The 26,656-nt window shown below is 68.9% G+C and carries 15 protein-coding genes and 1 pseudogene; 10 read left to right on the top strand and 6 right to left on the bottom strand.

The annotated features are described in order from the left end of the window. The first annotated feature begins 1 nt into the window (after position 1). From IEY14_RS22435 to guaD, 6 genes are all read left to right on the top strand, one after another. Positions 2–1,555, top strand: coding sequence for an ABC transporter ATP-binding protein (locus IEY14_RS22435; protein WP_188912533.1), 1,554 nt, complete (start codon positions 2–4; stop codon positions 1,553–1,555). Then, a complete protein-coding gene (locus tag IEY14_RS22440; RefSeq protein ID WP_188912534.1) occupies positions 1,555–2,673 on the top strand; it encodes an ABC transporter permease in 1,119 nt (372 codons plus the stop codon). The genes IEY14_RS22435 and IEY14_RS22440 overlap by 1 nt, the downstream gene beginning before the upstream one ends. Continuing rightward, positions 2,670–3,596: an ABC transporter permease gene (locus IEY14_RS22445; protein ID WP_188912535.1), complete on the top strand. Its 927-nt coding sequence runs from the start codon at positions 2,670–2,672 to the stop codon at positions 3,594–3,596. Before IEY14_RS22440 ends, IEY14_RS22445 begins: the two co-directional genes overlap by 4 nt. A 35-nt stretch (positions 3,597–3,631) precedes the next feature. Further along, positions 3,632–4,714, top strand: coding sequence for a BMP family ABC transporter substrate-binding protein (locus tag IEY14_RS22450; protein WP_188912536.1), 1,083 nt, complete (start codon positions 3,632–3,634; stop codon positions 4,712–4,714). A gap of 357 nt (positions 4,715–5,071) precedes the next feature. After that, positions 5,072–6,322, top strand: coding sequence for a urate hydroxylase PuuD (locus IEY14_RS22455; protein WP_188912537.1), 1,251 nt, complete (start codon positions 5,072–5,074; stop codon positions 6,320–6,322). Beyond that, positions 6,319–7,683 (top strand): guanine deaminase, encoded by a 1,365-nt coding sequence (gene guaD / locus IEY14_RS22460; RefSeq protein ID WP_188912538.1) that lies wholly within the window; start codon positions 6,319–6,321, stop codon positions 7,681–7,683. The genes IEY14_RS22455 and guaD overlap by 4 nt, the downstream gene beginning before the upstream one ends. Positions 7,684–7,738: 55 nt before the next feature. On the opposite strand, the gene IEY14_RS22465 is transcribed toward guaD, so the two are convergent. Continuing rightward, entirely contained in the window at positions 7,739–8,224 is a 486-nt protein-coding gene (locus IEY14_RS22465) for a DUF29 domain-containing protein (protein ID WP_188912540.1), read from the bottom strand. 239 nt (positions 8,225–8,463) lie between these two features. On the opposite strand from IEY14_RS22465, the gene IEY14_RS22470 reads away from it, so the two are divergent. From IEY14_RS22470 to glgB, 4 genes are all read left to right on the top strand, one after another. Further along, complete coding sequence (locus IEY14_RS22470; RefSeq protein WP_188912542.1) at positions 8,464–9,312, top strand: fumarylacetoacetate hydrolase family protein; 849 nt, start codon at positions 8,464–8,466, stop codon at positions 9,310–9,312. Between the two features lie 153 nt (positions 9,313–9,465). After that, positions 9,466–11,487, top strand: a complete 2,022-nt coding sequence (locus tag IEY14_RS22475) for an alpha-1,4-glucan--maltose-1-phosphate maltosyltransferase (RefSeq protein ID WP_244639634.1) — start codon at positions 9,466–9,468, stop codon at positions 11,485–11,487. A 115-nt stretch (positions 11,488–11,602) separates the two neighbouring features. Beyond that, entirely contained in the window at positions 11,603–14,941 is a 3,339-nt protein-coding gene (treS, locus tag IEY14_RS22480) for a maltose alpha-D-glucosyltransferase (RefSeq protein ID WP_188912544.1), read from the top strand. Further along, positions 14,938–17,166: a 1,4-alpha-glucan branching protein GlgB gene (gene glgB / locus IEY14_RS22485; RefSeq protein WP_188912546.1), complete on the top strand. Its 2,229-nt coding sequence runs from the start codon at positions 14,938–14,940 to the stop codon at positions 17,164–17,166. The genes treS and glgB overlap by 4 nt, the downstream gene beginning before the upstream one ends. A gap of 38 nt (positions 17,167–17,204) precedes the next feature. On the opposite strand, the pseudogene IEY14_RS26260 reads toward glgB, so the two are convergent. The 5 genes and pseudogenes from IEY14_RS26260 to IEY14_RS22505 form a co-directional block, all read right to left on the bottom strand. Next, positions 17,205–18,314: pseudogene (locus IEY14_RS26260) on the bottom strand (GGDEF domain-containing protein); the annotation flags it as partial. A 99-nt stretch (positions 18,315–18,413) separates the two neighbouring features. Beyond that, positions 18,414–19,634: a GGDEF domain-containing protein gene (locus tag IEY14_RS22490; protein ID WP_188912548.1), complete on the bottom strand. Its 1,221-nt coding sequence runs from the start codon at positions 19,632–19,634 to the stop codon at positions 18,414–18,416. A 33-nt stretch (positions 19,635–19,667) separates the two neighbouring features. Continuing rightward, entirely contained in the window at positions 19,668–20,624 is a 957-nt protein-coding gene (locus IEY14_RS22495; protein WP_244639635.1) for a transglutaminase family protein, read from the bottom strand. After that, positions 20,621–23,020 (bottom strand): circularly permuted type 2 ATP-grasp protein, encoded by a 2,400-nt coding sequence (locus IEY14_RS22500; protein WP_244639636.1) that lies wholly within the window; start codon positions 23,018–23,020, stop codon positions 20,621–20,623. Before IEY14_RS22500 ends, IEY14_RS22495 begins: the two co-directional genes overlap by 4 nt. Beyond that, entirely contained in the window at positions 23,020–26,463 is a 3,444-nt protein-coding gene (locus tag IEY14_RS22505) for a transglutaminase family protein (protein ID WP_188912550.1), read from the bottom strand. Before IEY14_RS22505 ends, IEY14_RS22500 begins: the two co-directional genes overlap by 1 nt. Positions 26,464–26,656 lie beyond the last annotated feature (193 nt).

Raw genomic sequence — 26,656 nt, forward strand, 5'->3', positions numbered from 1 at the left:
AATGGCGCCACGCCTTCAACTCACCGGCATCACCAAGCGCTTCCCGGGCGTCACCGCCAACGAGAACGTGTCCTTCGCCGTCGAGCCCGGCGAGATCCATGCGCTTCTCGGCGAGAACGGGGCCGGCAAGTCCACCCTCGTCAAGATCATCTACGGCATCCAGCGCGCCGACGAGGGCGAGGTCCTGTGGGACGGGCGTCCGGTCGCCATATCGAGCCCGCGCGAGGCCCGCCGGCTCGGCATCGGCATGGTGTTCCAGCATTTCTCGCTTTTCGAGGCGATGACGGTCCTGGAGAACATCGCCCTCGGCCTCGACCATCCGCCGCCGCGCCGCGAGCTCGAACGGGACGTGCGCGCCGTGCTCGGCACCTATGGCCTCGCACTCGACCCGCACCGCCTCGTCCATACGCTTTCGGTCGGCGAGCGCCAGCGCATCGAGATCGTGCGCGCGCTCCTGACCAGGCCGAAGCTCCTCATCATGGACGAGCCGACCTCGGTCCTCACCCCGCAGGAGGTGGAGAAGCTCTTCGAGACGCTGCGCCAGCTCGCCGCCGAGGGCTGCGCCATCCTCTACATCTCCCACAAGCTCGGCGAGATCAAAGCGCTCTGCTCGAAGGCGACGATCCTGCGGGGCGGCAAGGTGGTGGGCGCCTGCGATCCCAAGGCGGAAACGCCGCGCCGGATGGCGGAGCTGATGATCGGCGCGAGCCTCAAGGACCTGTCCGACAAGGCGGCCTGCACCTATGGCCCCGATCGCTTCGCCGTGTCCGGGCTTTCGGCGCCCGGCGAGCCCCCCTTCGGCACGAGCCTCAAGGAGATCGGCTTTCGCGTGCGCGCCGGCGAGATCTTCGGCATCGCCGGGGTCGCGGGCAACGGGCAGAACGAGCTCGTCGCCGCCCTGTCCGGCGAGCGGCGGGCGAGCGGGCGGATCGCGCTCGACGGGCGCGACCTCATCGGCGCCTCGGTCGCCGAGCGGCGGCGGCTCGGCCTTTGCGCCGTGCCGGAGGAGCGCAACGGCCATGCCGCCGTGCCGGCGATGACGCTGGCCGAGAACGCGGTGCTCTCGGCGCGCGACCGCAAGGGGCTGGCGAGCGCCGGCATCATCCGGGGCGGGGCGGCGCGCGACTATGCGAGCGGCGTCATCCGCGCCTTCTCGGTGAAGGCGACGGGCGCCGAGGCGCTGGCGGGCAGCCTGTCCGGCGGCAATCTGCAGAAGTTCATCATGGGCCGCGAGATCGGCCAGGAGCCGGCGGTGCTCGTCGTCTCGCAGCCGACCTGGGGCGTCGATGCCGGGGCGGCCGGCTTCATCCGCCAGGCGATGATCGATCTCGCCGCGCGCGGCGCCGCGATCGTCGTCGTCAGCCAGGATCTCGACGAGCTCCTCGAACTCGCCGACCGCATCGCGGTGATCAACGAGGGCCGGCTCTCGCCGGCGATCGACGTGAAGGGCGTCTCGATCGAGGAGATCGGCCTTCTGATGGGCGGGCTGCATGGCGCCGCGCCCGGCGAGCCGCAGCCCCATCCCACCGTGCCGCATGTTCTGGGAGCCGTGTGATGGCGATCCGGCTGGAAAGGCGGCTCGTGCCGAGCCGCGCGATGGTCTTCGCGGCGCCGGTCCTGGCGGTCGCCGCGACGCTCCTCGTCGGGGCCGTCGCCTTCACCCTCCTCGGCTATGACGGTTTCGGCGCGATCCTCGAGATCTTCGTCTATCCGCTCTTCGACGCCAATCGCTGGCAGGACCTGCTCGTCAAGGCGGCGCCGCTCGCCCTGATCGCGACCGGCCTTTCGGTCGGCTTCCGGGCGAATGTCTGGAATATCGGGGCGGAGGGCCAATACGTGCTGGGCGGCCTCGCCGGTACCGGCATCGCGCTTCTCACCATGGACCGCGAGGGCGGCTGGATCCTGCCTCTCATGCTTCTCGCCGGCATTGTCGGCGGCATGGTCTGGGCCGCGCTGCCGGCCCTGCTGCGCACCTTGCTCGGCGTTTCCGAGATCCTGTCGAGCCTGATGCTCAACTATGTGGCGATCCAGCTCCTCTACTATCTGATGCGCGGGCCGTGGAAGGACCCGGAAGGCTTCAACTTCCCGCAGACGGCGCTCTTCACCGAATGGCAGATCCTGCCGATCCTCTTCGAAGGGACGCTGATCCATATCGGCATCCCGATCGCCGCCGCTTTGGCGCTCGCCGCCTGGTTCGTGCTCGCCCGCACGGTGGCCGGCTTCGAGGTGCGCGTCGTCGGCCTCGCGCCCCAGGCGGCGCGCTATGGCGGCTTCCGCGAGACGCGCACCATCTGGATGACGCTTCTCGTCGGCGGCGGCTTCGCGGGCCTCGCCGGCGTCCTGGAGGCCGCCGGACCCTTCGGCCAGATGGTGCCGGCCTTCCCGACCGGCTACGGCTATACGGCGATCATCGTCGCCTTTCTCGGCCGGCTCCATCCGGTCGGCATCCTTCTCGCCAGCCTCGTCCTCGCCCTCACCTATGTCGGCGGCGAGAGCGCCCAGACCTCGATCGGCCTGCCGGCGGCGGCGATCGGCGTCTTCCAGGCGATGATGCTGTTCTTCCTGCTCGGCGCCGACATCCTGGTGCGCTACCGCATCGCCGCCGGCACGCCGGCAAGGGCCGCCGCGCCCAGTCCCACCGCCCTGCCGCGGAAGTCGGGAGCACCGGCATGAGCGCGGTCTTCGTCGTTTCCGTCCTGATGACCATCGCCGCCGCCGCGACGCCGATCCTCATCGCCGCGCTCGGCGAGCTGGTGGCGGAAAAGTCCGGCACGCTCAATCTCGGCGTCGAAGGCATGATGCTGGTCGGCGCCGTCACCGCCTTCGGCACGGCGGTGACGACCGGCCATCCCTGGCTCGGCGTCGTCGCGGCCATGGCGGCGGCGAGCCTCGCCTCCCTGATCTTCGCCTATCTCACCCTAACGCTGACGGCGAACCAGGTGGCAACGGGCCTCGCCCTCACCATCTTCGGCACCGGCGTCTCGGCGCTGGCCGGCGCCCCCTATGTCGGCATCACGACCGAGACCCTGCCGCTCCTCTTCCCGGACGGGCTCGCCGGGGACCCGCTCTGGCGCGTCGTCTTCGGCCATTCGCCGCTCGTCTATCTCGGGCTGGCGCTCACCTTCGGCACCTGGTGGTTCCTCAACCATTCGCGCGCCGGCCTCATCCTGCGGGCCGTCGGCGAGTCGGATGCCGCCGCCCATTCGATCGGCTATCCGGTGATCGCCGTGCGCTATCTCGCCGTCCTCTTCGGCGGCGCGATGGCCGGGCTCGGGGGCTCGTTCTATTCGCTGGTGCTGACGCCGATGTGGGCCGAGCGCCTGACGGCCGGGCGCGGCTGGATCGCCATCGCCCTCGTCGTCTTCGCCTCATGGAAGCCAGGGCGGCTCCTCGTCGGCGCCTATCTCTTCGGCGCGGTGATCACGCTCGAACTCCAGGCGAAGGCGGCCGGCTTCTCGGCGCTGGCGCCCGAATTCCTGTCGAGCCTGCCCTATCTGGCGACGATCCTCGTGCTCGCCTTGATCTCCGCCGGCCGGGGGCGGCGCAATGCCGCGGCGCCGGCCTGCCTCGGCAAGCCCTTCCGTCCCAGCACCTGATCCTTTAGACCCGTTCCGATCCAGGGAGTTTCCGCATGATCCAGTTCACCCGCCGCCGCCTTCTCGGCACCGGCGCCGCCCTTGGCCTGACCACCGTCCTGCCGGGCACCGCGCTCGCCGCGAAGAAGGACAAGGTCAAGGCCGCCTTCGTCTATGTCGGTCCGGTCGGCGATTTCGGCTATTCCTTCGCCCATGACCAGGGCCGGAAGTTCCTGGCCGAGAAGCTGGGCGATAAGGTCGAGACGAGCTTCGTCGAGAATGTCGCGGAAGGCCCGGATGCCGAGCGCGTGATCCGCAAGCTCGCCCAGGACGGCAACGACATCGTCTTCGCCACCTCCTTCGGCTTCATGGAGCCGACGGTGAAGGTGGCGCGCCAGTTCCCGAAGGTCGCCTTCGAACATGCGACGGGCTTCAAGACGGGCAAGAATCTCGGCATCTACAATTCGCGCTTCTACGAGGGCCGCGCCGTGCTCGGCACCATCGCCGGCATGATGTCGAAATCGGGCAAGGGCGGCTATGTCGCCTCCTTCCCGATCCCGGAAGTGGTGATGGGCATCAACGCCTTTACGCTCGCCGCCCGTAAGGTGAAGCCGGACTTCCAGACCAGCGTCGTCTGGGTGAATTCCTGGTACGATCCCGCCAAGGAGGCCGATGCCGCCAAGGCGCTGATGGACCAGGGCGCCGACGTCATCACCCAGCATACCGACAGCCCCGGTCCGCTCCAGGCGGCAGAGCAGCGCGGCGCCATCGCCTTCGGTCAGGCCTGGGACATGATCAAGTTCGCCCCGAACGCCCATATGACGGCGATCGTCGACCATTGGGGCCCGCATTACGTGTCCTCCGTCCAGGCGCTGCTCGACGGCACCTGGAAGCCGGGCGACGTCTGGGGTGGCATGAAGGAGGACTTCGTCGAGATGGCCCCCTGGAACCCCAAGATGCCGGAGGACGTGAAGGCCGCCGCGCAGAAGATCGTCGACGGCACGAAGGACGGCTCGTACAAGGTCTTCACCGGCCCGATCAAGGACCAGAAGGGCGCCGAGAAGATCGCCGCCGGCCAGGTCATCCCGGATGCCGATCTCCTGAAGATGGACTGGTACGTCGAAGGCGTGCGGAGCTGACGGAACGCCTCGCGCCGGCGGCCATCCGACGCGGTTCGCCGCGCTTGCGAGAAGCCTGATCTCCCCCTTAGGGGAGATGCCGGCAGGCAGGGGGGGGGTGCGAAGGCGATAGCCTTCGATCCTTCCGCTCGGCGGGTCCCTCGCCGATACTCGGCGGCCCTCGCGGGTCGCCATCCTCCTCCCGCCTCGGGAGACGGAACGCGGTTCGACCCGTCCGCCCGGAGCGGAGCGGCGGCCGGAGAATTGAGAATGCCTGTCCCTCCCACCGTCTCCTGAACGGCGAGGGGCCTTCGAAAGGCGCATCGGATCACAAGGCAAGCGCGCGCGACAAGGGGGCGCCGCTTCGAGGTCAATCCCATGTGGACCTATTTCTACGACTGGCTGATGTTCGCCGTGCGCTGGCTGCACGTGGTGACGGCCATCGCCTGGATCGGCTCGTCCTTCTATTTCATCGCGCTCGATCTCGGTCTGCGCAAACCCCGCGAATTGCCGGCCGGCGTCGGCGGCGAGGCCTGGCAGGTCCATGGCGGCGGCTTCTACCACATCCAGAAATACATGGTGGCGCCGCCGCATATGCCGGAGGACCTCACCTGGTTCAAATGGGAGAGCTACGCCACCTGGCTGTCCGGCGCGGGTCTGCTCTTCCTCGTCTATTATGTCGGGGCCGAGCTCTTCCTCATCGACCCGACGCGGGCGGACCTGCCGGTCTGGGGCGCCATCGCCATCTCGGTGATCGGCCTCGCCCTCGGCTGGTTCGTCTATGACGCGCTCTGCAAGTCGCCGCTGAAAAACAACGACACGGCGCTCCTCGCCGTGCTCTTCGTCTATGTGGTGCTGGCGAGCTTCCTGTTCTCGCAGGTCTTTTCGGGCCGGGGCGCGATGCTGCACACCGGCGCGATGATCGCGACGCTGATGTCGGCCAATGTCTTCCGCATCATCATCCCGAACCAGACCATCGTCGTCGCCGACCTGAAGGCCGGCCGCACGCCCGCCGCGCATCTCGGCGCCGAGGCCAAGCAGCGCTCGCTCCACAACAACTACCTGACGCTGCCCGTCATCTTCCTGATGCTCTCCAACCACTACCCGCTCGCCTTCGCGACCGAGTGGAACTGGGCGATCGCCGGGCTCGTCCTCCTGATGGGCGCGGTGATCCGGCATTTCTTCAACACGATGCACAAGACCGGCCGGCAGCTCTGGTGGTGCTGGGTCGTCGCCGGCCTGCTCTTCATGGCGGTGATGGCGCTGTCCGGCGCGCCCGGCTGGCGCGAGGCGGCGCGGGCGCCGGCCGGCGAGGCGGCGGAAACCTGGACGCAGGATCCCGAACTGGCCCTCGCGCGCTCGGCGCGGTTTTCCGAGGCGGAGACCATCGTCCAGTCGCGCTGCTCCATGTGCCATGCCCGCCAGCCCCTCTGGCCGGGGCTCGGTCTCGCGCCGAAGCATATCTATCTCGAAACCGCCGGCGACATCGTGCGCAATGCCAGCCTGATCGAGCGGCAGGCGGTGCGCAGCCATGCCATGCCGCCGGGCAATGTCACCGGCATCGAGCCGGCCGAGCGCGAGGTCCTGGCCGCTTGGCTCGCCTCCGGCAGCGGGAGCTACCGGCCATGACCATGATCGCCCTCAAGGGCCGCGTCCTGTCCTTCGACGGCGGCCCGACCGACGCGCCGACCTGTCACGAGCACGGCGCGGTGCTCGTGCGCGACGGGCTGATCGAGGCCGTCGGCCCGGCCGAAGCGGTCCTCGCCGGGCTCGATCCCGGGGTGCGGATCATCGACCACCATCGCCATCTCATCCTGCCGGGCTTCATCGATCCGCATCTCCACATGCCGCAGACGCAGGTGATCGGCTCCTTCGGCACCGAGCTGATGGAATGGCTGGCGAAATACACCTTCCCCGAGGAAAGCCGCTACGGCGATTTCGACGTGGCGAAGGCGGCCTCCGTCTTTCTCGTGGACGAATTGCTGCGCTCCGGCACGACGACGGCCGGCGTCTACTGCACCTCGCATCCGCAAAGTGTCGACGCCTTCTTCGGCGAATGCGAGCGCCGGCAGCTGCGCATGGTGGCCGGCAAGGTGATGATGGACCGCAACGCGCCGCCGCGCCTCCTCGACACGCCGGAGCGCGGCTATGCCGAGTCGAAGGCGCTGATCGCGCGCTGGCACGGGCGCGGCCGGCTCGAATATGCGATCACGCCGCGCTTCGCGCCGACCTCCTCGGAGGCGCAGCTCGAGGCGACGAAGCGTCTCGCGGCCGAGCATCCCGATCTCCACGTCCAGACGCATCTCTCCGAGAACCATGGCGAGATCGCCTTCGTCGCCGAGCTCTTCCCGCAGGACGCCGACTATACGGCCGTCTACGAGCGCCACGGCCTCGTGCGGAGGAAGGCGATGTTCGGCCATTGCATCCACCTGTCGGAGCGCGAGCGCTCGGCGCTCGGCCGGGCGGGCGCCTCGGCGATCTTCTGCCCGACCTCCAACCTCTTTCTCGGCTCCGGCCTCTTCGATCTCGCCGGCTGCCGGGCGGCGGGCATCCGCGTCGGGCTCGCGACCGATATCGGCGGCGGCACCAGCTATTCCATGCTGCGCACGGCGGCGGAGGCCTACAAGGTCCTGGCGCTGCGCGGCCAGAAGCTGACCGCCTTCGAGGCCTTCCACCTGATGACCGCCGGCAATGCCGAGGCGATGGGGCTGGAGACCCGTATCGGCCGGCTGCAGCCGGGGCTCGAGGCCGATCTCGTCGTGCTCGACAGCCATGCGACGCCGGCGATGGGCTGGCGCATGGAGCGGGCCGGCACGCTGGCGGAAGAGCTCTTCGCGCTGATGACGATGGGCGACGATCGCGCCGTGGTCGCGACCTATGCGCTGGGGCGGCGCGTCCACGACCGGCAGGGCCTCGCCGAGACCAGCCCCCGCGAGGACATGCCGCCCGTCGCGACGGCGGAGACGATGGCGATGGAACAGCCGCAATAGGCGCAACGTCTCCGGCGCCGCGCCGAAACCGCGCCGGTTTCGCTGGAGCCGAAGGTCAGATGACGGAAATGGCGCAGGCGGCGACGATCGCGGCCGCGCCTCGCGGGCTGAATTCTGGGTCGAGAAGCTGGTCCAGGGTCAAGGGACATTCCTCGGGGAGCGGCGGCACGACGATGCCATATTCTCCCAGCGCGTCCGCCGCGTTCCGCTTGGCCAGCTTCCAGATCTTCGGCAGGTCCAGCCGCTGCCGCAAGCCGGGTGAGTAGACCAGAACGGCGTCGCTCTGAAATCCGGACGCTTCGCTCACCCATTGGGCGACGGACGGCGCGTCCCGGTCGACGGCGATCTTCACGAGATGGGTCAGCGTCTGTCGAAGGAGACTCGAGACCTCCTTGATCTCGGCGCGCCCCATATCCTCGATTTCCTCTGCCAGATTTTCCATGTCGAGACGATTGGAGGCGCGGGGCAGCGCTCGGAGGAGGGCGGCCTGATCCTGCGTCCAGCGGTAGAAATCCGTGTCGTGCTGCTCCGCCGGGTCCATGGCACTCTCCGCTCGTTCCCCATCCCCGCTCGAAGATCCTTATAGAGCGAGTCCACGGTCGGCAGAAGGCGGCTTGAAGTCCGGCGGTCGCCGCCACCCGGCGCCGCGCCCTCGTCGCATTCGATCGCGCTCGCCGTCGCCCGCAGAAATCGCACCGCGCCCCGCGACAACCGGCGCGGGCCGCCTTATCTAGCCGCGCAGCCGTCTGAGGGGGCGGCTCGATTCTCAAGGAGGCTGCGATGCGGCTGGTGCGGTTCGGCGAGGCGGGCAGGGAGCGGCCGGGGCTGATCGACGTGGACAACGTGCTGCGCGACCTGTCGGGCGAGATCGACGACCTCGCCGGCGCCCATCTGTCCCGCGCCGGCCTAGAGAAGATCCGGCGCCTCGATCCGAAGAGCCTGCCCAAGGCCGATCCCTCGCATCGCCTCGGCCCGCCGGTGACGGGCACGACGAATTTCCTCGCCGTCGGCCGGAACTATGCCGAGCACGCCGCCGAGACCGGCTCGGACGTGCCGACCGAGCCGCTGATCTTCAACAAGGCGCTGTCCTCGATCGTCGGGCCGCATGACGACGTCGTCATCCCGAAGGGTTCCGTCTCGACCGATTGGGAAGTGGAACTCGCCATCGTCATCGGCGAGCGCGCCCATCACGTTTCGGAGGCCGAGGCGCTGGATCACGTCGCCGGCTTCTGCCTTTGCAACGACGTGTCGGAGCGCGACTGGCAGAAGAATCGCGGCGGCCAGTGGGTGAAGGGCAAGAGTTCCCCGACCTTCGGCCCGCTCGGACCCTGGCTGGTGACGCCGGACGAGATTCCCGATCTAAGGGCGGTCGATCTGTGGCTGGACGTGAATGGCGAGCGGCGCCAGACCGGCTCGACCTCGGCGATGATCTTCGGCGTTGAGACGCTGATCGCCTATATCTCCACCTTCATGGCCCTTCAGCCCGGCGACGTGATCACCACCGGCACGCCGCCCGGCGTCGGCGCCGGCATGAAGCCGCCGCAATTCCTGAAGGCCGGCGACCGGCTGGCGCTCGGCGCCACGCGGCTCGGCGAGCAGCGCGCCCGCGTCGTCGCCTATTCCGCCTGACGGCGTGGCGCCGCGGCGGCGCTTTTGCGTTTTCCGCCGCAACCCTCCGGCGCGTCAGCCATTGCCTGCCTGAGACATTCCGTGCCGCCGCGCTGCGGCCCACCCGAACAACGCGACGAGGTCCCGATGTCCGACGTGATGGAAGCCCGAGCCATGCCGAAGGCCGCAAGACAGGTCCTCTCGCCCGTGGCGGAGGACGAGACGGACCAGGCGCTGATGGCGCTGGCCGCCAACCGCGTCGTCATCGAGGGCGTGTCGCCGGAGATCGACGGCGGCCGTTTCGCGGCCAAGCGCTATGCCGGCGAGGCGCTGACCGTCGAGGCCGACATCTTCGCCGACGGCCACGACAAGATCGACGCGGCGCTGCTCTACCGCCAGGGCCAGGGCGCCGAATGGCGCGAGGCGCCGATGAGCTTCATCGAGAACGACCGCTGGGGCGCGACCATCGCCTTCGCCGAGAACGGGCCGGCGGTCTTCACCATCATCGCCTGGCGCGACCTCAACGCCACCTGGCGCTACGAGGCGAAGAAGAAGCGCGACGCCGGGATCGACATCTCGCTGGAACTGACGGAAGGGCGCGAGCTGATCGAGGCCGCCGCGAAATCCGGCCGCGGCTCGGACCAGGACCGGCAGGCGACGCAAGCGCTGTTCGCCCGGCTGGAGGAGCTGGCGGGCACCGGCGACAAGGACGGGCAATACGAGCTTCTCACCGCGCCGGACACGGTGGAGCTTCTCTACAAGACCGGCGTGCGCACCAATCTCAGCCGCTACCCCCTGGAAGTGCCGGTCTGGGTCGATCGCGAGCGCGCCGCCTTCTCGGCCTGGTACGAACTCTTTCCCCGGTCGCAATCCGGCGATCCGGCGCGCCACGGCACCTTCGACGACGTGATCCGGCGCCTGCCGGACATCAAGGAGATGGGCTTCGACGTCCTCTATCTCCTGCCGATCCATCCGATCGGCAAGACCAACCGCAAGGGCCGCAACAATTCGCTGAAGGCGAACGAGAACGATCCGGGCAGCCCCTATGCGATCGGCTCCGCCGAAGGCGGCCATGACGCGATCCATTCCGAACTCGGCACCTTCGAGGACTTCGCCCGGCTGGTCGCGGCGGCGCGCGACCACGGGATGGAGATCGCGATCGACTTCGCCATCCAATGCTCGCCCGACCATCCCTGGATCAAGCAGCACCCGGAATGGTTCGACTGGCGGCCGGACGGCACGATCAAGTTCGCCGAGAACCCGCCGAAGAAATACGAGGACATCGTCAACGTCCATTTCTATCGCGGGGCGCTGCCCTCCATCTGGTACGCGCTGCGCGACATCGTGCTCTTCTGGGTCGAGAAGGGCGTGCGCATCTTCCGCGTCGACAATCCGCACACCAAGCCCTTCCCCTTCTGGGAATGGATGATCGCCGAAGTGCGCAAGGTCGATCCGGGCGCCGTCTTCCTGGCCGAGGCCTTCACGCGGCCGAAGCTGATGAAGCGTCTCGCCAAGGTCGGCTACAACCAGTCCTATTCCTATTTCACCTGGCGCAATTCCAAGTATGAGCTGGCGGAATATCTGACCGAGCTGACGCAGGAGGAATGCGCCGACTACATGCGACCGAACTTCTTCGTCAACACGCCGGACATCAACCCAGTCTTCCTCCAGACGAGCGGGCGGCCGGGCTTCCGCATCCGGCTCGCGCTCGCCGCGACGCTCGGCGGCAATTACGGCGTTTATTCCGGCTTCGAGCTTTGCGAATACAAGCCGGTGCCGGGCAAGGAGGAATATCTCGACTCCGAGAAATACGAGATCCGCGCTTTCGACTGGAAGCGCGAGGGCAATATCCGCGACGACATCGCCTTCTTCAACCGGCTGCGCAACGCGGAACCGGCGATGAAGTCCTTCACCAGCCTCGCCTTCTTCCAGTTCTGGAACGACAACGTCCTCTACTACGCCAAGCGGACGCCCGATCGCTCCAGTTATCTCCTCTTCATCGTCTCGCTCGATCCGTTCAACGCGCAGGGCGGAAACTTCGAGGTGCCGCTCTGGGAGTTCGGCCTGCCCGACAACGGCAGCCTGAAAGTCGAGTCGCTCGCGAGCGGCGAGGTCTTCCAGTGGCAGGGCAAGACGCAGCACTGGTGGCTGAACCCGCAGGACCGGCCCTACGCCGTCTTCCGCCTGTCCCGGTAGTCCATCCCTCGCGGCGGCGAAGCGGAACGAAAGGCCCTCCGGCCTCTTCCCTTCGCCGCATTCGGCACGATTTCACTCGATCCGGCTGCGGGCCGTCGATCGAACGGGTTTCACGATGAACGAGCACGTTTCCCTGACCGCCGGCGATCCCATTCCGGGGCCCGATCCGAAGGCCTCCGACTGGTACAAGGACGCGATCATTTATCAGCTGCACGTCAAGACCTTCGCCGACTCCAACGGCGACGGCATCGGCGACTTTCCGGGGCTTCTCGCCCATCTCGACTATATCCAGCAGCTCGGCGTCACCGCCATCTGGCTGCTGCCCTTCTATCCCTCGCCGCTGCGCGACGACGGCTACGACATCGCCGACTACCGGTCGGTGAATCCTTCCTACGGCACGATGGAGGATTTCGAGCGCTTCGTGGAGGAAGCCCACAAGCGGGGCCTGCGCGTCATCACCGAACTGGTGATCAACCACACGTCCGACCAGCATCCCTGGTTCCAGGCGGCGCGCAACGCGCCGAAGGGCAGCCCGGAGCGTGACTATTACGTCTGGGCCGACGACGACAAGGGCTACGATCTCACCCGGATCATCTTTCTCGACACCGAAAGCTCGAACTGGACCTGGGACCCGGTCGCCCAGCAATATTTCTGGCACCGCTTCTATTCGCACCAGCCGGATCTCAACTTCGACAATCCGAAGGTGATGGAGGAGGTGCTCTCCGTCATGCATTTCTGGCTCGACAAGGGCGTCGACGGCCTGAGGCTCGACGCGATTCCCTATCTGGTCGAGCGGGAAGGAACTAACAACGAGAACCTGCCCGAGACGCACGACGTCCTGAAGGCCATCCGCGCCGATCTCGACCGCCACTATCCGGACCGCATGCTGCTCGCCGAGGCGAACCAGTGGCCGGAGGACACGCGGCCCTATTTCGGCGAGGGCGACGAATGCCACATGGCCTTCCACTTCCCCCTCATGCCGCGCATGTACATGGCGCTCGCGCAGGAGGACCGGCATCCGATCACCGACATCATGCGCCAGACGCCGGAGATCCCCGAGAACTGCCAATGGGCGATCTTCCTGCGCAACCATGACGAGCTGACGCTCGAAATGGTGACGGAGGAGGAGCGCGACTATCTCTGGTCGACCTATGCGGTGGACAAGCGGGCGCGCATCAATCTCGGCATCCGCCGGCGCCTCGCGCCGCTGATGGGCAACGACCGCCGCAAGATCGAGCTCCTGATCGCGCTCCTGATGTCCATGCCCGGCACGCCGGTCATGTATTACGGCGACGAGATCGGCATGGGCGACAATTACTATCTCGGCGATCGCGACGGCGTGCGCACGCCGATGCAATGGTCGGCCGACCGCAATGGCGGCTTCTCCCGCGCCGATCCGCAGCGCCTTTACCTGCCGCCGATCCAGGACGCGGTCTACGGTTTCCAGGCGATCAATGTCGAGGCGCAGTCCAACAATTCCGCCAGCCTCCTCAACTGGGCGCGGCGCATGGTGCAGGTGCGGCGCACGCGCGAGGCCTTCGGCCGGGGCACGATCTCCTTCCTTTACCCCTCGAACCGCAAGGTTCTCGCCTATTTCCGCGAATACGGCGCCGAGCGCATCCTATGCGTCGCCAATCTCTCCTCGACGGCTCAGGCGGTGGAGCTCGACCTGTCGGGCCTCGCCGGCACCCAGCCGATCGAGATGCTCGGCCTGTCGCGCTTTCCGACCGTCGGACAGGGCAGCTACATGCTGACCCTGCCGGCCTTCGGCTTCTTCTGGTTCGACCTGTCGGGCGTCGACACCCTGCCGCAGCGCAGCCAGGAGCCGCAGCCCTTGCCCGATTTCACCACGATCGTCGTGCGCGGCGACCTGAAGACCACGCTGGACGAGCGCAATCGCCGCGAGGTGGAAGCCGTGCTGTCGGGCTTCATCGCCGGCCAGCGCTGGTTCGGCGCCAAGAGCGGCAAGGCCGGCAAGGCGAGCCTCACCGTGCTCGGCACCGCGCCCGGCGGCTCGCGCGGCCATGCGCTGAACGAGGTGGCGATCGAGACGGTCGACGGCGAGCAGCGCTATTTCCTGCCGCTCAGCGCCAAATGGGGCGAGACCTACCTTCATCGCGACGCGCCGACCCTGCCCTATACGGTGCTGAAGATCCGCCAGGGACCGATGGTCGGCGTCATCCTCGACGGCGCGCGCGATCCCGCCCATGTGAAGATGCTCGTCACGCTGATGGGCAAGGCGGGCGAGGTGCGGCTGAACGAGACCGGCGCGCTCGTGGTCGAGCCCTCGCGGACGGCGGCGGAACTCCTTGCCAGCGCCGAGCTGGTCGAGCCGGAACAGATCTCGCCGATCTCGGGCGAGCAGTCCAACACCTCGATCCTCGTCGGCCCGGTCGCGATCCTGAAGCTCTATCGGCGGCTGCGCGACGGCGTCCAGCCCGAACTGGAAGTGACGCGCTTCCTCACCGAGAAGACCGATTTCCGCGGCACGCCGGCGCTCCTCTCCTCCATGGTGCTGCGGCGGAGCGACGGTAGCGAGGCGGCGGTCGCCGCCCTCTTCGAGCGCGTCGAGAACCAGGGCGACGCCTGGACCGTCGTGACCGAGGGCCTGTCGCTCTATCTGCGCGAGAATGCCTATGCGACGCCGCCGCTCAGCGAGACCTCGGGCGACGCGGTCGCCTATGAGGGCGGGCCGCCGGTGCTGGCACGCTTCGACGCCGGCCCGATCGTCGGCCAGCGCACCGGCGAGATGCATGCGGCGCTGGCGACGCGGACCGGCGATCCCGCCTTCGATCCCGAGCCGATCGACGCCGCGCTGCTCGGCCGTCTGGTCGACGGCGCCCGGCACGAGGCGGGAGAGGCGCTCGCCGTCCTTCGCCGGGTGCGGGGCAACGTACCCGAGAGTATCGCGCCGGATATCGACCGGCTACTCGGAGCGGAGGACGCGGTCGCCCGCTTCTTCGACGGCTTCCGCAGCCTGAAAGCGCCGGGCCACGCGACGCGCATCCATGGCGACTACCATCTCGGCCAGTTGCTCGTCGCCAAGAACGACATCCATATCCTCGACTTCGAGGGCGAGCCCGGCGCTTCGCTGGAGGAACGGCGGGCGAAGACCTCGCCGCTGCGCGACGTCGCCGGCATGCTGCGCTCCTTCGACTACGCCGCCTTCGCCGCGCTCGACCGGGTCGGGCCGATGGACGAGGAAGTGCTGAGGAAGTTGCGCGACATGGCGGTGGCCTGGCGCGACGAGGTCAGCCGCTCCTTCCTCGAAGCCTGGAGCGCCGCCGCCGGCGTCGATCTGGACGAGGAGACGACGGCCCGCCTTCTCGACCTCTTCGTCCTGCAGAAGGCCTTCTACGAACTCCGCTACGAGGCGGCCAACCGCCCGACCTGGCTGTCGATCCCGCTGCGCGGCATCACGGCCCTTCTCGAAAAACGGCAGGTTCTCGCATGAATGCGATCGGTGACGTGCAGCATCATCCGGGCGAGGGCGCCGTCGCGGCGCTGGAGCGCGGACGCCATTACGACCCGTTCGCGGTGCTCGGCCCCCATTTCGTCGAGGGCGGCGCCATCGTGCGCGCCTTCCGGCCGGGCGCCGAGAGCGCCCATGTCGTGGACGGCGCGGGCCAGGTGCTCGGCCCGCTCGAGGCGCTCGGCCATGGCGATCTCTTCTCCGGCTTCGTGAAGGGGCTGGCGCCCGGCCAGGCCTATCGCTTCCGCTTCCACCACAAGGGCACCGACTGGGAGGAGGAGGACGCCTATCGCTTCGGGCCGATCCTCGGCGACCAGGATGCCTATTATCTGGCGCAGGGCACGCATAACCGGCTCTATGAGGCCTTCGGCGCCCATCCTTTCGAGATGGAGGGCGTGAAGGGCGTGCGCTTCGTCGTGCTGGCGCCCGACGCCCAGCGCGTCTCGGTGGTCGGCAATTTCAACGGCTGGGACGGCCGGCGCCACATCATGCGCTTCCGCCACGACTGCGGCTGCTGGGAGATCTTCATTCCCGGCATCGGCAAGGGCGAGCTCTACAAGTTCGAGGTCATCGGCGTGCGCGGCGACATGCAGCCGACCAAGCAGGACCCGGTCGGCTTCTATCACGAGCAGGCTCCGTCCACGGCCTCGATCGTCTCCGGCCTCGTGGAGCACCAATGGGGCGATGCCGAGTTCCAGGCCCATGGCCAGGACTGGCAGTCGGCCGACAAGCCGGTCTCGATCTACGAGGTGCATCTCGGCTCCTGGCGGCGCGGCGACTGGAACGCCATGCTCGACTACGACCAGATCGCCGGCCAGCTCGTGCCTTACGTGAAGGACATGGGCTTCACCCATGTCGAGTTCATGCCGGTCTCCGAACATCCGTTCTACGGCTCCTGGGGCTACCAGCCGATCGGCCTCTTCGCGCCGACCTCGCGCTTCGGCGCGCCGGAAGGCTTCGCGCGGCTCGTCGACGCGCTGCATCAGGCGGGCATCGGCGTCATCCTCGACTGGGTGCCGGGCCATTTCCCGACCGACATCCATGGCCTTGCCCGGTTCGACGGCACGGCGCTCTACGAGCATCCCGATCCGCGTCGCGGCTTCCATCAGGACTGGAACACGCTGATCTACGACTATGGCCGGACGGAAGTGCGCAACTTCCTCTTCGCCAACGCGCTCTACTGGCTCGACCGCTTCCATGTCGACGCATTGCGCGTCGATGCCGTCGCCTCGATGCTCTATCTCGACTATTCGCGCAAGCATGGCGAGTGGGAGCCGAACATCTTCGGCGGCCGCGAGAATCTGGAGGCGATCGCCTTCCTGAAGGAGACGAACGAGCGCGTCGGCGGTCTCTATCCCGCCGCCTCGACCCATGCCGAGGAATCGACCGCCTTCCCGAACGTCTCGCGCCCGACCTATGCCGGCGGCCTCGGCTTCCATTTCAAGTGGAACATGGGCTGGATGCACGACACCCTGCATTTCATGCAGGAGGACCCGATCAACCGGCGCTACCACTTCCACCACATGACCTTCGGCATGGTCTATGCCTTCTCGGAGAACTTCATCCTGCCGCTCAGCCATGACGAAGTCGTCTATGGCAAGGGCTCGATCCTCAACAAGATGCCGGGCGACCGCTGGCAGAAATTCGCCAATCTGCGGGCCTATTACGGGTTCATGTGGACCCATCCCGGCAAGAAGCTGCTCTTCATGGGCGGCGAGTTCGGCCAGTCCTCGGAATGGAACCACGACCAGTCGCTCGACTGGCACCTCCTCGACTATCCCGAGCACCAGGGCGTGCAGCGCCTGATCCGCGATCTGAACACGCTCTATCGCGAGGTGCCGGCGCTGCATCAATTGGATTGCGATCCGGCCGGCTTCGAATGGATCGACACGCTGAATGCCGACGAATCGGTGCTCGTCTACATGCGCAAGGACCGCGAGGGCCGGGCGGCGGTGATCGTCTGCAACTTCACGCCGGTGGTGCGCGACGACTACCGGATCGGCGTGCCGCATGGCGGCTTCTGGACCGAGCGGCTGAACACGGATGCCGGGATCTATGCCGGCTCCAATGTCGGCAATATGGGCGGCGCGCCGGCGGAGGAGGTCTCGGCCAACGGCCGGCCCTGGTCGGTCTCGCTGACGCTGCCGCCGCTGGCGACGCTGGTGCTCGTGCCCGGCGAGGCGCCGGCGGTGATCGCCGCCGCCTGAGGCAGGACGGCGTCCTCCGCACCGGCGATCTCGGTGCGGTTGCGGCCGAGGCGCTTGGCGCGGTAGAGCGCCGCGTCCGCCCGCCGCATCATCGCGTCGAGGCCGCTCTCGTCGCTCGCCTCGGCGATGCCGGCGCTGAACGTCGCGGCGAGCGTGAGCGACAGGGCGCCGGCGGCGCCCTTGGAAAAGACCCGGGCGATCAGCGCCACCTTGTCCGCCGCGTCGGCCGTGTCGCGGCCCGGCAGGACCAGCGCGAATTCCTCGCCGCCGAGGCGGCCGAAGACGTCGCCCTCGTCGAGATGCAGTTCCACGCTGCGGCAGAACAGGCGCAGCACCTCGTCGCCGCAGGCATGGCCGTGCCGGTCGTTGATCGCCTTGAAGTGATCGAGGTCGAACAGGACGAGGCTGCCGGTCGGCAGGCAGAGCGGCGTCGCCTTGGCGAAGAAGGCGCGGCGATTGTCGATCCCCGTCAGGAAGTCGGTCTGCGAGGCGGCGGCGAGCCGCCGTTCCACCGTCTCGCGGGCGAGCGAGATGAAGAGGAAGGCGCTGACGGCGCAGAACAGGACGCCCTCGAACATCATCACGACGACGGGCACGTCGCTCATGACGCGCTCGTCGATCATGCCCTCGCCGAGCAGCGCGACGAGACGGAGGGCGTAGAAGAGGCCGTGCACAAGAAAGGCGACCGCCAGCTGGCGCTCGGTCCGCATCCCGTTCGGCCGGCGCCAGAGGTCGCGGCAGATCGCGAAGGAATAAAGGCAGAAGGACACGGAGAAGAAGACGCGGCGCTCGTCATAGGAGGCCGCGAGCGGCAGGTCCTGCCAGCGCAGGAGCCAGAGCGCCAGCCAGCCAAGGGCCGGCAGGTAGAGCATGACGCCCGGCGCCCGGCCGAGATGGACGCGGCAACCCACCACCATCAGGGCATAGCCGAGCATCATGCCTGAGGTGCCGAGGCCGATCGACACGAAGCCGTCCCCATCCATCACCATCGGCACCGCGAGCGCCGCGACGGCCACCGCGCCATAGGCCAGCGCCCAGCGCGCCAGCGCCGGCAGGCGGCTCGTCCGCCATTCGGCGATCATGGCGAGCGTCGAGAGCCCGGCGATCGCCGAAAGCAGGAAGAAGAGGGTCGGGGCGTGCAGGTGCATGGCTCGGCGGTTCGAAATCCGGGCCGATCCTAGCGCGCTTACCCTCACAATTCGCTTGCGCCGATCCCGCGCATTTTATGCTTCGGCGCGATCGTCGCCTCAGGCGGCATTGGCCGCTTCCGGTCTTCGAGTGGCCGGGTCATCGCCGTCCGGTCGCGCCAGCAGGCGATGCGGCTCGATGCCGGCCATGATCTCGACGCGGTTGCGGCCGAGATGCTTGGCCCGGTAGAGCCCCGTATCGGCGATTTGCAGAAGGCTTTCCAACTCCGTCGCTCGGTTCGCCGCGACGAGACCGGCGCTGAAGGTCGCCGGCGGATCGACTTGGAGGACGAGCGTGCTGGCTTGGCTGAAGCGCTGTCCGAGCAGACGGAGCCGATCGGCGGCCTCGACCGGGGTCTGACCGGACAGAAGCAGCGCGAATTCCTCGCCGCCCGTCCGCGCCAGCAACTCGCCCGGCGCGAGATCGGCGGCGACGATGCGCGCGAAGAGCTTCAGCACCTCGTCGCCGAAGGCATGGCCATGGCGATCGTTGATCGCCTTGAAATGATCGAGATCGAGCACCGCCAGCGCCGCCGGTGGCGACGCCCTCGCGAGGAGCGCTCCGGCCTTGTCGAAGAAGGCGTGTCGGTTGTCGACGCCGGTGAGGAAATCGGTCTGCGAGGCGGCGGCGAGCCGACGCTCGGTCATTTCCCGGGCGAGGGACAGGAAGAGCGCGGCGCTGACGACCGTGAAGAGCGTGCCCTCGAACATTTGGGCGATCAGCAGTCCGTCGTCCATCGCCGGCTCGTTCACCGCTCCGCCGTTCAGGCTGGCGATCAGCCTGATGCAGTAGACGACGGCATGTCCGCCGAAGGCGATCGCCAGCCAGCGCTCCGCCTGGAGCCCGTTCCGCCGCGACCAGAAGAGCGGAACCGTGCCGAGGCAATAGAGCGCGACGGCGGCGGAGAAGAAGGCGCGCCGTTCGGCGAAGCTTTCCGCCAGGGTCATCGGCTGCCAGTGCAGGCACCAGAGAAGAAACCAGGTGAGCGGCGGCAGGAAGAGCCACAGTGACGGGCGCCGTTCCACATGGACGCGGCAGCCATGCAGCATCACGGCATAGACGGCCAGCGCCAGCATCGAGCCGACTCCCAAAGCCAGGAAATTCTGGGCGTCCTTGAGAAGAAGCATCAGGGCGAGGGAGCCGACGAGCAGGCTGTAGCCGAGCGCCCACCAGCCGAGGGCCGGCAAGCGCGATCGACGCCATTCCAATCCCAGGGCGATCACGCTCAGCAGCGCGATGCCCGACATCAGCGTCATGATCGTCGGGGCATGAAGGTGCATCGGACCCGCTTGCGCGAAATGGTTGTGCCTGTTCTAGCGGGTCTGTCTCACCAATTCGTTGACTGCGCCGGCCGGCTTGTCGGCAAGCGCCTCCGCGTCCTCCACCGGCACCATGTCGACCTCGTGCCGGGCCATCTGGCCGCCGGACGTGGTGACGACGCCGCCCATCGGCGCGACATCGGCATAGTCGCGGCCGATCGCGACGACGAGATGGTCGACATTGGCCGCGACGCCGTTGGTCGGGTCGAATTCGCGCCAGCCGAGCGACGGGCCGAGCCAGACCGCGACCCAGGCATGCATGGCATCCGCCCCGGCGAGGCGCGGCCGGCCCGGCGGCGGCTCGGTGCGCAGGAAGCCCGAGACATAGGCCGCCGGCAGGCCGAGGCCGCGCAGCGCGGCGATCATCAGATGGGCGAAGTCCTGGCAGACGCCCCGGCGCGTTCGCAGCACCGTCTCGACCGGCGTGTCGATGCCGGTCTCGCCCGAGGCATAGGTGAAGCCGGCATGGATCGCCTTCGTCATGGCGAGCGCCGCCTCGGCGACATTCGGCGCGGCGGCGAAGTCGCGGCCGAAATCCATGATCGCCGGGCTCGGGCGCAGGAGGCGCGAGGCGCCGCGGAAATGGACCGGCGCGGTGGCGCCCGTCTCGCGCGACGTCCGCGCCGCCTCCGCCGTTTCGGCGAGACTCGGCGCGCCCGCCGGATCGAACGCCGTCGGCGCCACCCGCACGCGGGCCACGAGATCGGCGTCCAGCATCTCGTGCTGCTTCAGGATCGCGACATGGTCGCAGGCATTGCCGAAGAAGTCGGCCACGCCGCGCATCTCGTCCGGCGCCGGCGTCAGGCGCAGCGTTTCGCCGAGGACCTCCTGGTTCGCGCGGCGGCGCGGGCGCATGCGCAGGATGTGGCGCGCCTCCTTCACCGTGCTCGGATAGTCGGCCGCGATCCGCAGGCGCAGATCGTAGAGCACCGGGCCGTCGCTCCCGCTCATTCGCCCTCCGCCCGCTCGGCGAGATGATCGTCCGGTCCGCCGGAGAAATAGCGCTCGGTGAGATGGTCGGAGAGATCGGAGAAGTCGCCGACGATCCGGTCGAGAAAGGCGGTGTCGACCTCGGCCGCCGCGCCGGTCGCCAGCCGGACCTGAAGGCGCCGGGCGATGCGCGACAGGCGCCCCAGCGTCTCGCCCTCGCGCATGCCCGGCAGGGCCGCGAGGCAATCGACGAAGCCGTTGACCTGAAAGGCGATCGAGCGCGGATTCATCGGGTCGAGCACGGCGAGGTCGAGCACCGTCTCGCGCGAGGGGGCGACCGAGTAGCGGCGGCGATAGGTGACGCGGCTGTCGGTGAAGTCGAGCAGCCCTTCCAGCGAACCGTCGACCAGCTCGCGCCCGGCGAGGCCAGAGCCGACGAAGGCGGTCATCAGCCCGCGTTCCAGAAGGCGCCCGCAGCGCAGGAAGCGCCAGCCGGTGAACTGGTACATGTTCTCGCCGAGCAGGCCTGCGAAGCTCGACAGGCGGGTCAGCACCGCGCTGGTCAGCGGCACGACGTCGGCGCCGCGACGCGCGCCGTCCAGGAGCTCGACGATCTCGCCAAGGACGCGCCAGCCGTCCGGCGAGAAGCGGTCGCGGATGCGCGAGGCGGTCTGGAAGGCGGAGGCCGCGAGCTGCCCGAGCCCGCTCGCCGGGCCGGCGCGCAGATCGACGCCGCTATCGGCGAGCAGCGCCTCGACGCGCAGCGCCAGCCGGTCGTCGCGCGCCCCTTCCGCCTGCCGCACGGCATGGAGGCGCAGGAGGCGGGTCGCCACCTCCACCCGTTCCACATAGCGGCCGAGCCAGAAGAGATTGTCGGCGGCGCGCGCCGGCAGCGAGCCCGGCACGCGGCGCACGAAGCCGGAGACGCGCGCCGGCAGCAGCGAGACCGGTTCGATCTCGCGCTCGCCCGGCACCCAGACATCGATCGAGAAGCCGCCGCTCTGGAGCGAGACGGTGCTGGTGCCGGCGAGTTCCGCGACCCGCGCGAAGCCGCCCGGCATCACGTGCCAGCCCGTCTCGTCGCGCGCCAGGAAGACGCGCAGCGTCACGGGCCGCGCTTCCAGCCGGTCGCCGATGAGGACCGGCGCGGTCGACAGCGTCGCGATCTCCTGGCCGACGACGCTCTCGCCATCCGTCCGGCGCAGCTCGGCCAGTTCCGCCTCGGTGAGGGGCGGGCGGCCGGAGGCGAGCGGCATGGCGGGGGCGAGGGAGAGATCCGGCCGGCCGGAGGCCAGCACGGCGCGGCCCGCCGGCTCGCCGCCCCAGAAGGTGGCGACGCTCGGCAGCTTCAGCGCGGTGCCGAGAAGGGCGGCGGCGAGCTGCGGCTGGAAGGCGAGAAGGGCGCGGGTTTCCAGAAGGCCGGAGCCAAGCGCGTTGACGAGATGCACCGTGCCGGCGCGGGCGGCGGCGACGAGGCCGGGCGTGCCGATGCGCGACGAGCCGTAGAGTTCGATCGGATCGGCGAAATCGCCGTCGAGCCGCCGCCAGAGGACGGCGAGCGGTGTCAGCCCGTCCACCGTGCGCACGAAGAGCCGGTCGCCGCGGACCGCGAGATCGCCGCCTTCCAAAAGCTGGAAGCCGAGATAGCGGGCGAGATAGGCATGCTCGAAATAGGTCTCGTTCAGTGGCCCGGGCGTGAGGACGCCGATCCGCCCGCCATTCTCCTCGTTGAGGGCGAAGAGCTGGTCGCGGAAGCGCGAGAAGAAGCCGGCGAGGCGCTGCACCTTCAGCGCGGCGTTGAGCTCGGGAAAGGCGCGGGACGTGGCGACGCGGTTCTCGACGGCGAAGCCCGCGCCGGACGGGGCCTGCGCGCGATCGCCCAGCACCCGCCAGGCGCCGTCGGCGCCGCGCCCGAGATCGACGGCGATGAAGCGGATGAGCGGCTCGCCGGCAAGGCCCTGGTCGGCGAGGGGGCGCAGGAATTCCGGATTGCGCCCGACGAGCGCGCTCGGCAGCGCCCCGCCGGCGACGACGCGGCGCGCGCCGTAGAGATCGGCCAGCAGCCGTTCGAGGAATTCGGCCCGCTGGCAGAGGCCCGCCTCCAGCGCCGTCCATTCGCGCCGCTCCATGATGAGCGGCGGAAAGGCCAGCGGCCAGCCGCGCTCCTCCGGCGCCTCGGCCCCGCCATAGACGCGGTAGAAGACGCCCGCCTCGCGCAGATACTGGCGCGAGGCGTCGAAGCGCGCGGCGCGCTCCTCGGCCCCCATCGCGGCGAGCCCCTCGACCAGGGCGCGGTAATGGGGCCGGACATGGCCGTCCAGCCCCATCATCTCGTCATGCGCGCCGCCCCGATAGGCGGCGACGAGCGCCGCGACCCGGCCGTCCGCCTTGCCGACCGCTGCCGGGGCGAGCGCCATCAATGCGCCGTATGCGGCGGACGGCGCAGGTCCAGCGTCATCGGGAAGGCGGGATGCGGCACCTCGCGGCGCGGCTCGTAGAGCCCGGCCGTATGGCCGATCTCCTCGAAGCGGGCGAGGCGGCGCGCCTCGGCCTCGTAGGAATTCACCGGATAGGTCTCGTAGTTCCGGCCCCCCGGATGGGCGACATGGTAGCGGCAGCCGCCGAGCGAGCGCCGCGACCAGCGGTCGTAGATGTCGAAGGTCAGCGGCACGTGGACCGGCAGCGTCGGGTGCAGGCCGAGCGGCGGCTGCCACGCCTTGAAGCGCACGCCCGCGACGCCTTCGCCGCGCTTCGGCCCGGCGGCGAGCGGCACTTCGCGGCCGTTGCAGGTGACGATATGGCGGGCCGGATCGAAATTGGCGAGCTTCACCTCGAGCCGCTCGACCGAGGAATCGACGAAGCGCACCGTGCCGCCGATCGCGCCGGTCTCGCCCATCACATGCCAGGGCTCCAGCGCCTGGCGCAGCTCCAGCGTCACGCCTTCGCGCGTCACGCGGCCGCAGAAGGGGAAGCGGAATTCGGCCTGCGCCTCGAACCATTCGGCGCGCAGCGGATAGCCGGCGCGGTCGAGCTCGGCGAGCACATCCTCGAAATCCGCCCAGACGAAGGACGGCAGCATGAAGCGGTCGTGCAGCGAGGTGCCCCAGCGGGCGAAGCCGCCGGTTTCCGGCTCGCGCCAGAACTTGGCGATCAGTGCGCGGATGAGAAGCTGTTGGGCGAGGCTCATGCGCGCGTCCGGCGGCATCTCGAAGCCGCGGAACTCGACGAGGCCGAGCCGTCCGGTCGGCCCGTCTGGCGAATAGAGCTTGTCGATGCAGATCTCGGCGCGATGGGTGTTGCCGGTCACGTCGACAAGGAGATTGCGGAACAGGCGGTCGACCAGCCAGGGCGGCGTCGAGAAGGAATCGGCGGGCGAGGGGACCTCGGCCATCGCGATCTCCAGTTCGTAGAGCGCGTCGTGCCGCGCCTCGTCGATGCGCGGGGCCTGGGAGGTCGGGCCGATGAAGAGGCCCGAGAAGAGATAGCTGAGCGCGGGATGGCGCTGCCAGTAGAGGACGAGCGACTTCAGGAGGTCCGGCCGGCGCAGGAAGGGCGAATCCATCGGATGGGCGCCGCCGACCACGACATGATTGCCGCCGCCGGTGCCGACATGGCGCCCGTCGATCATGAACTTGTCGGCGCCGAGCCGCGACTGCCGCGCCTCCTCGTAGACGGCGGTGGTGATGTCCACCGCCTCGTCCCAGGACGAGGCGGGATGGATGTTGACCTCGATGACGCCCGGATCGGGCGCGACGCGGATCACGTTGAGGCGCGGATCGTGCGGCGGCGCGTAGCCCTCGATCAGGATCGGCAGGCCGAGCTCGTCGGCGACGTTCTCCACCGCCGCGAGGAGGTCGAGATAGGCCTCGGTCGTGTCGAGCGGCGGCATGAAGATGCAGAGCCGGCCGTCGCGCGGCTCGATGGCGAGCGCGGTGCGCACATAGCCCTGGATCTCCGGCACGCCGACCGAGACGAAGGCGCCGCCCCCGGTCGCCGGCGGCACCATCGTCTCGTCCGCCGCAAGGGGCGGCAGGGGCGCGAGCGGCGGCATGCTTTGGCGGACGCCGCCCATGGCCTGGCTGGCGCCGGCCTCGCCCATCACCTGCATGGCGATGCGGCTCGTCGGCTCGAAGGCGCGGCCCTGGCTCTGGCCCTGCTGGCGCGGCGGCAGAGGCGGCAGGGGCTGCGTCGGGTCGAGGGGATGGACATGCGGAAAGGCGGTGCCGGACAGATGCGGCAGGCCGGACAGCGGCAGGCGATAGCCGAGGGCGGAATCGCCCGGCACGAGATAGAGCCGCCGCCGCCGCGTGTTCCAGCGCTCGGAGAACCAGCGCAGGTTCCGCGCCCGGCTCTGCCAGGCCTGGATCGGCAGGACATAGCCCGTCGGGCGCGACAGGCCGCGATCGAAGACGCGGGCAATGCGGGCGCGCTCCTCCTTGTCCTCCAGCTTCGAATCGCTCGGCTCGACATTTTCCGGCAGCTGCGCCTCGCGGGCGATCCAGTAGGCCGCGTCCTCATAGGCGGGCAGGGCATTGTCCGGATCGACGCCGAGCGCCGTGGCGAGGCCGCGCGCCAGCCGGCCCGCCTCGGCCTCCGTGACGATCGCGGTGGAGGTCTCGCGGCCGATCCGGTCGGTGTCGCGCCAGATCGGCTGGCCGTCGCGCCGCCAGTAGAGCGAGAAGGTCCAGCGCGGCAGCGTCTCGCCCGGATACCACTTGCCCTGGCCGTGATGCAGGAAGCCGCCCGGCGCGAAGCGGCGGGCGAGGCGGCGGATGAGGTCGTCGGCAAGCGCCCGCTTGGTCGGCCCCGTCGCGTCGGCATTCCATTCCGGCGCCTCGAAATCGTCGATGGAGACGAAGGTCGGCTCGCCGCCCATGGTAAGGCGCACGTCGTTCGCCTGGAGCTCGGCATCGACCGTCCGGCCGAGCCGGTCCAGCGCCTCCCAGCTCTCCTCCGAGAACGGATAGGAGACGCGCGGCCGCTCGGCGACGCGGGTGACGCTCATGTCGAAGTCGAACTCGACCTCGGCGAAATCCACCGCGCCGCTGATCGGCGCGGCCGAGCGGTAATGCGGGGTCGCGGCGAGCGGTACGTGGCTTTCGCCGGTGAGGAGGCCGGAGGTCGGGTCGAGCCCGATCCAGCCGGCGCCCGGCAGATAGACCTCGGCCCAGGCATGGAGGTCGGTGAAATCGTGATCGGTGCCGGCCGGCCCGTCCAGCGCCACGAGATCGGGCTTCAGCTGGATGAGATAGCCGGAGACGAAACGGGCGGCGAGGCCGAGGCGGCGCAGCACGTTGACGAGGAGCCAGGAGGAGTCGCGGCAGGAGCCGGAGGCGCGCGTCAGCGTTTCTTCCGGCGTCTGCACGCCGGGCTCCATGCGGATGAGATAGCTGATCTCGTCCGCGATCCGCCGGTTCAGCCCGACCAGGAAGTCGATGGTGCGCACCGGCTCGCGCGGGATCGAGGCGAGAAAGGCCTCGAGCTTCGGCGTCGCGGGCTCCGGTTCGAGATAGGCGCCGAGATCGGCGAGAAGCGCCTCGTCATAGGCGAAGGGCCAGGTCTCCGCCGTTTCCTCCACGAAGAAGTCGAACGGGTTGTAGACCGTCATGTCGGCGAGAAGGTCGACCTCGATGCGCAATTCCGTGGCGGGCTCGGGAAAGACGAAGCGCGCCAGCCAGTTGCCGAAGGCGTCCTGCTGCCAGTTCACGAAATGCTTTTCGGGCCGGACCTTCAGCGAATAGCTCGGCACGCGGGTGCGCGAATGCGGCGCGGGCCGCAGCCGTACCACCTGCGGCGCCAGCCGCACCGGCCGGTCGTAGCGATAATGCGTGACGTGATGGAGAGCGGCGAGAATCGACATCGTCTATCGGGCGCACCGGCAAGAGTTTCGCCTCGACCATAAAGCTTCGGGCCGATGCCGCAAGCGCTCACATCGGCGAGCCTGCGTCTCGCAACGGCGAAAAGGTGCTCAGTGGCGCCGGACGCATGGGAACCCGAGGGCCGCGGCGCCATTAAGGGTGGCGTGATCGACAGGCCCGGCGTGCTCCCCGCCG

Origin of the sequence: Aureimonas endophytica (assembly GCF_014642635.1) — a bacterium.
GTDB lineage: Bacteria > Pseudomonadota > Alphaproteobacteria > Rhizobiales > Rhizobiaceae > Plantimonas > Plantimonas endophytica.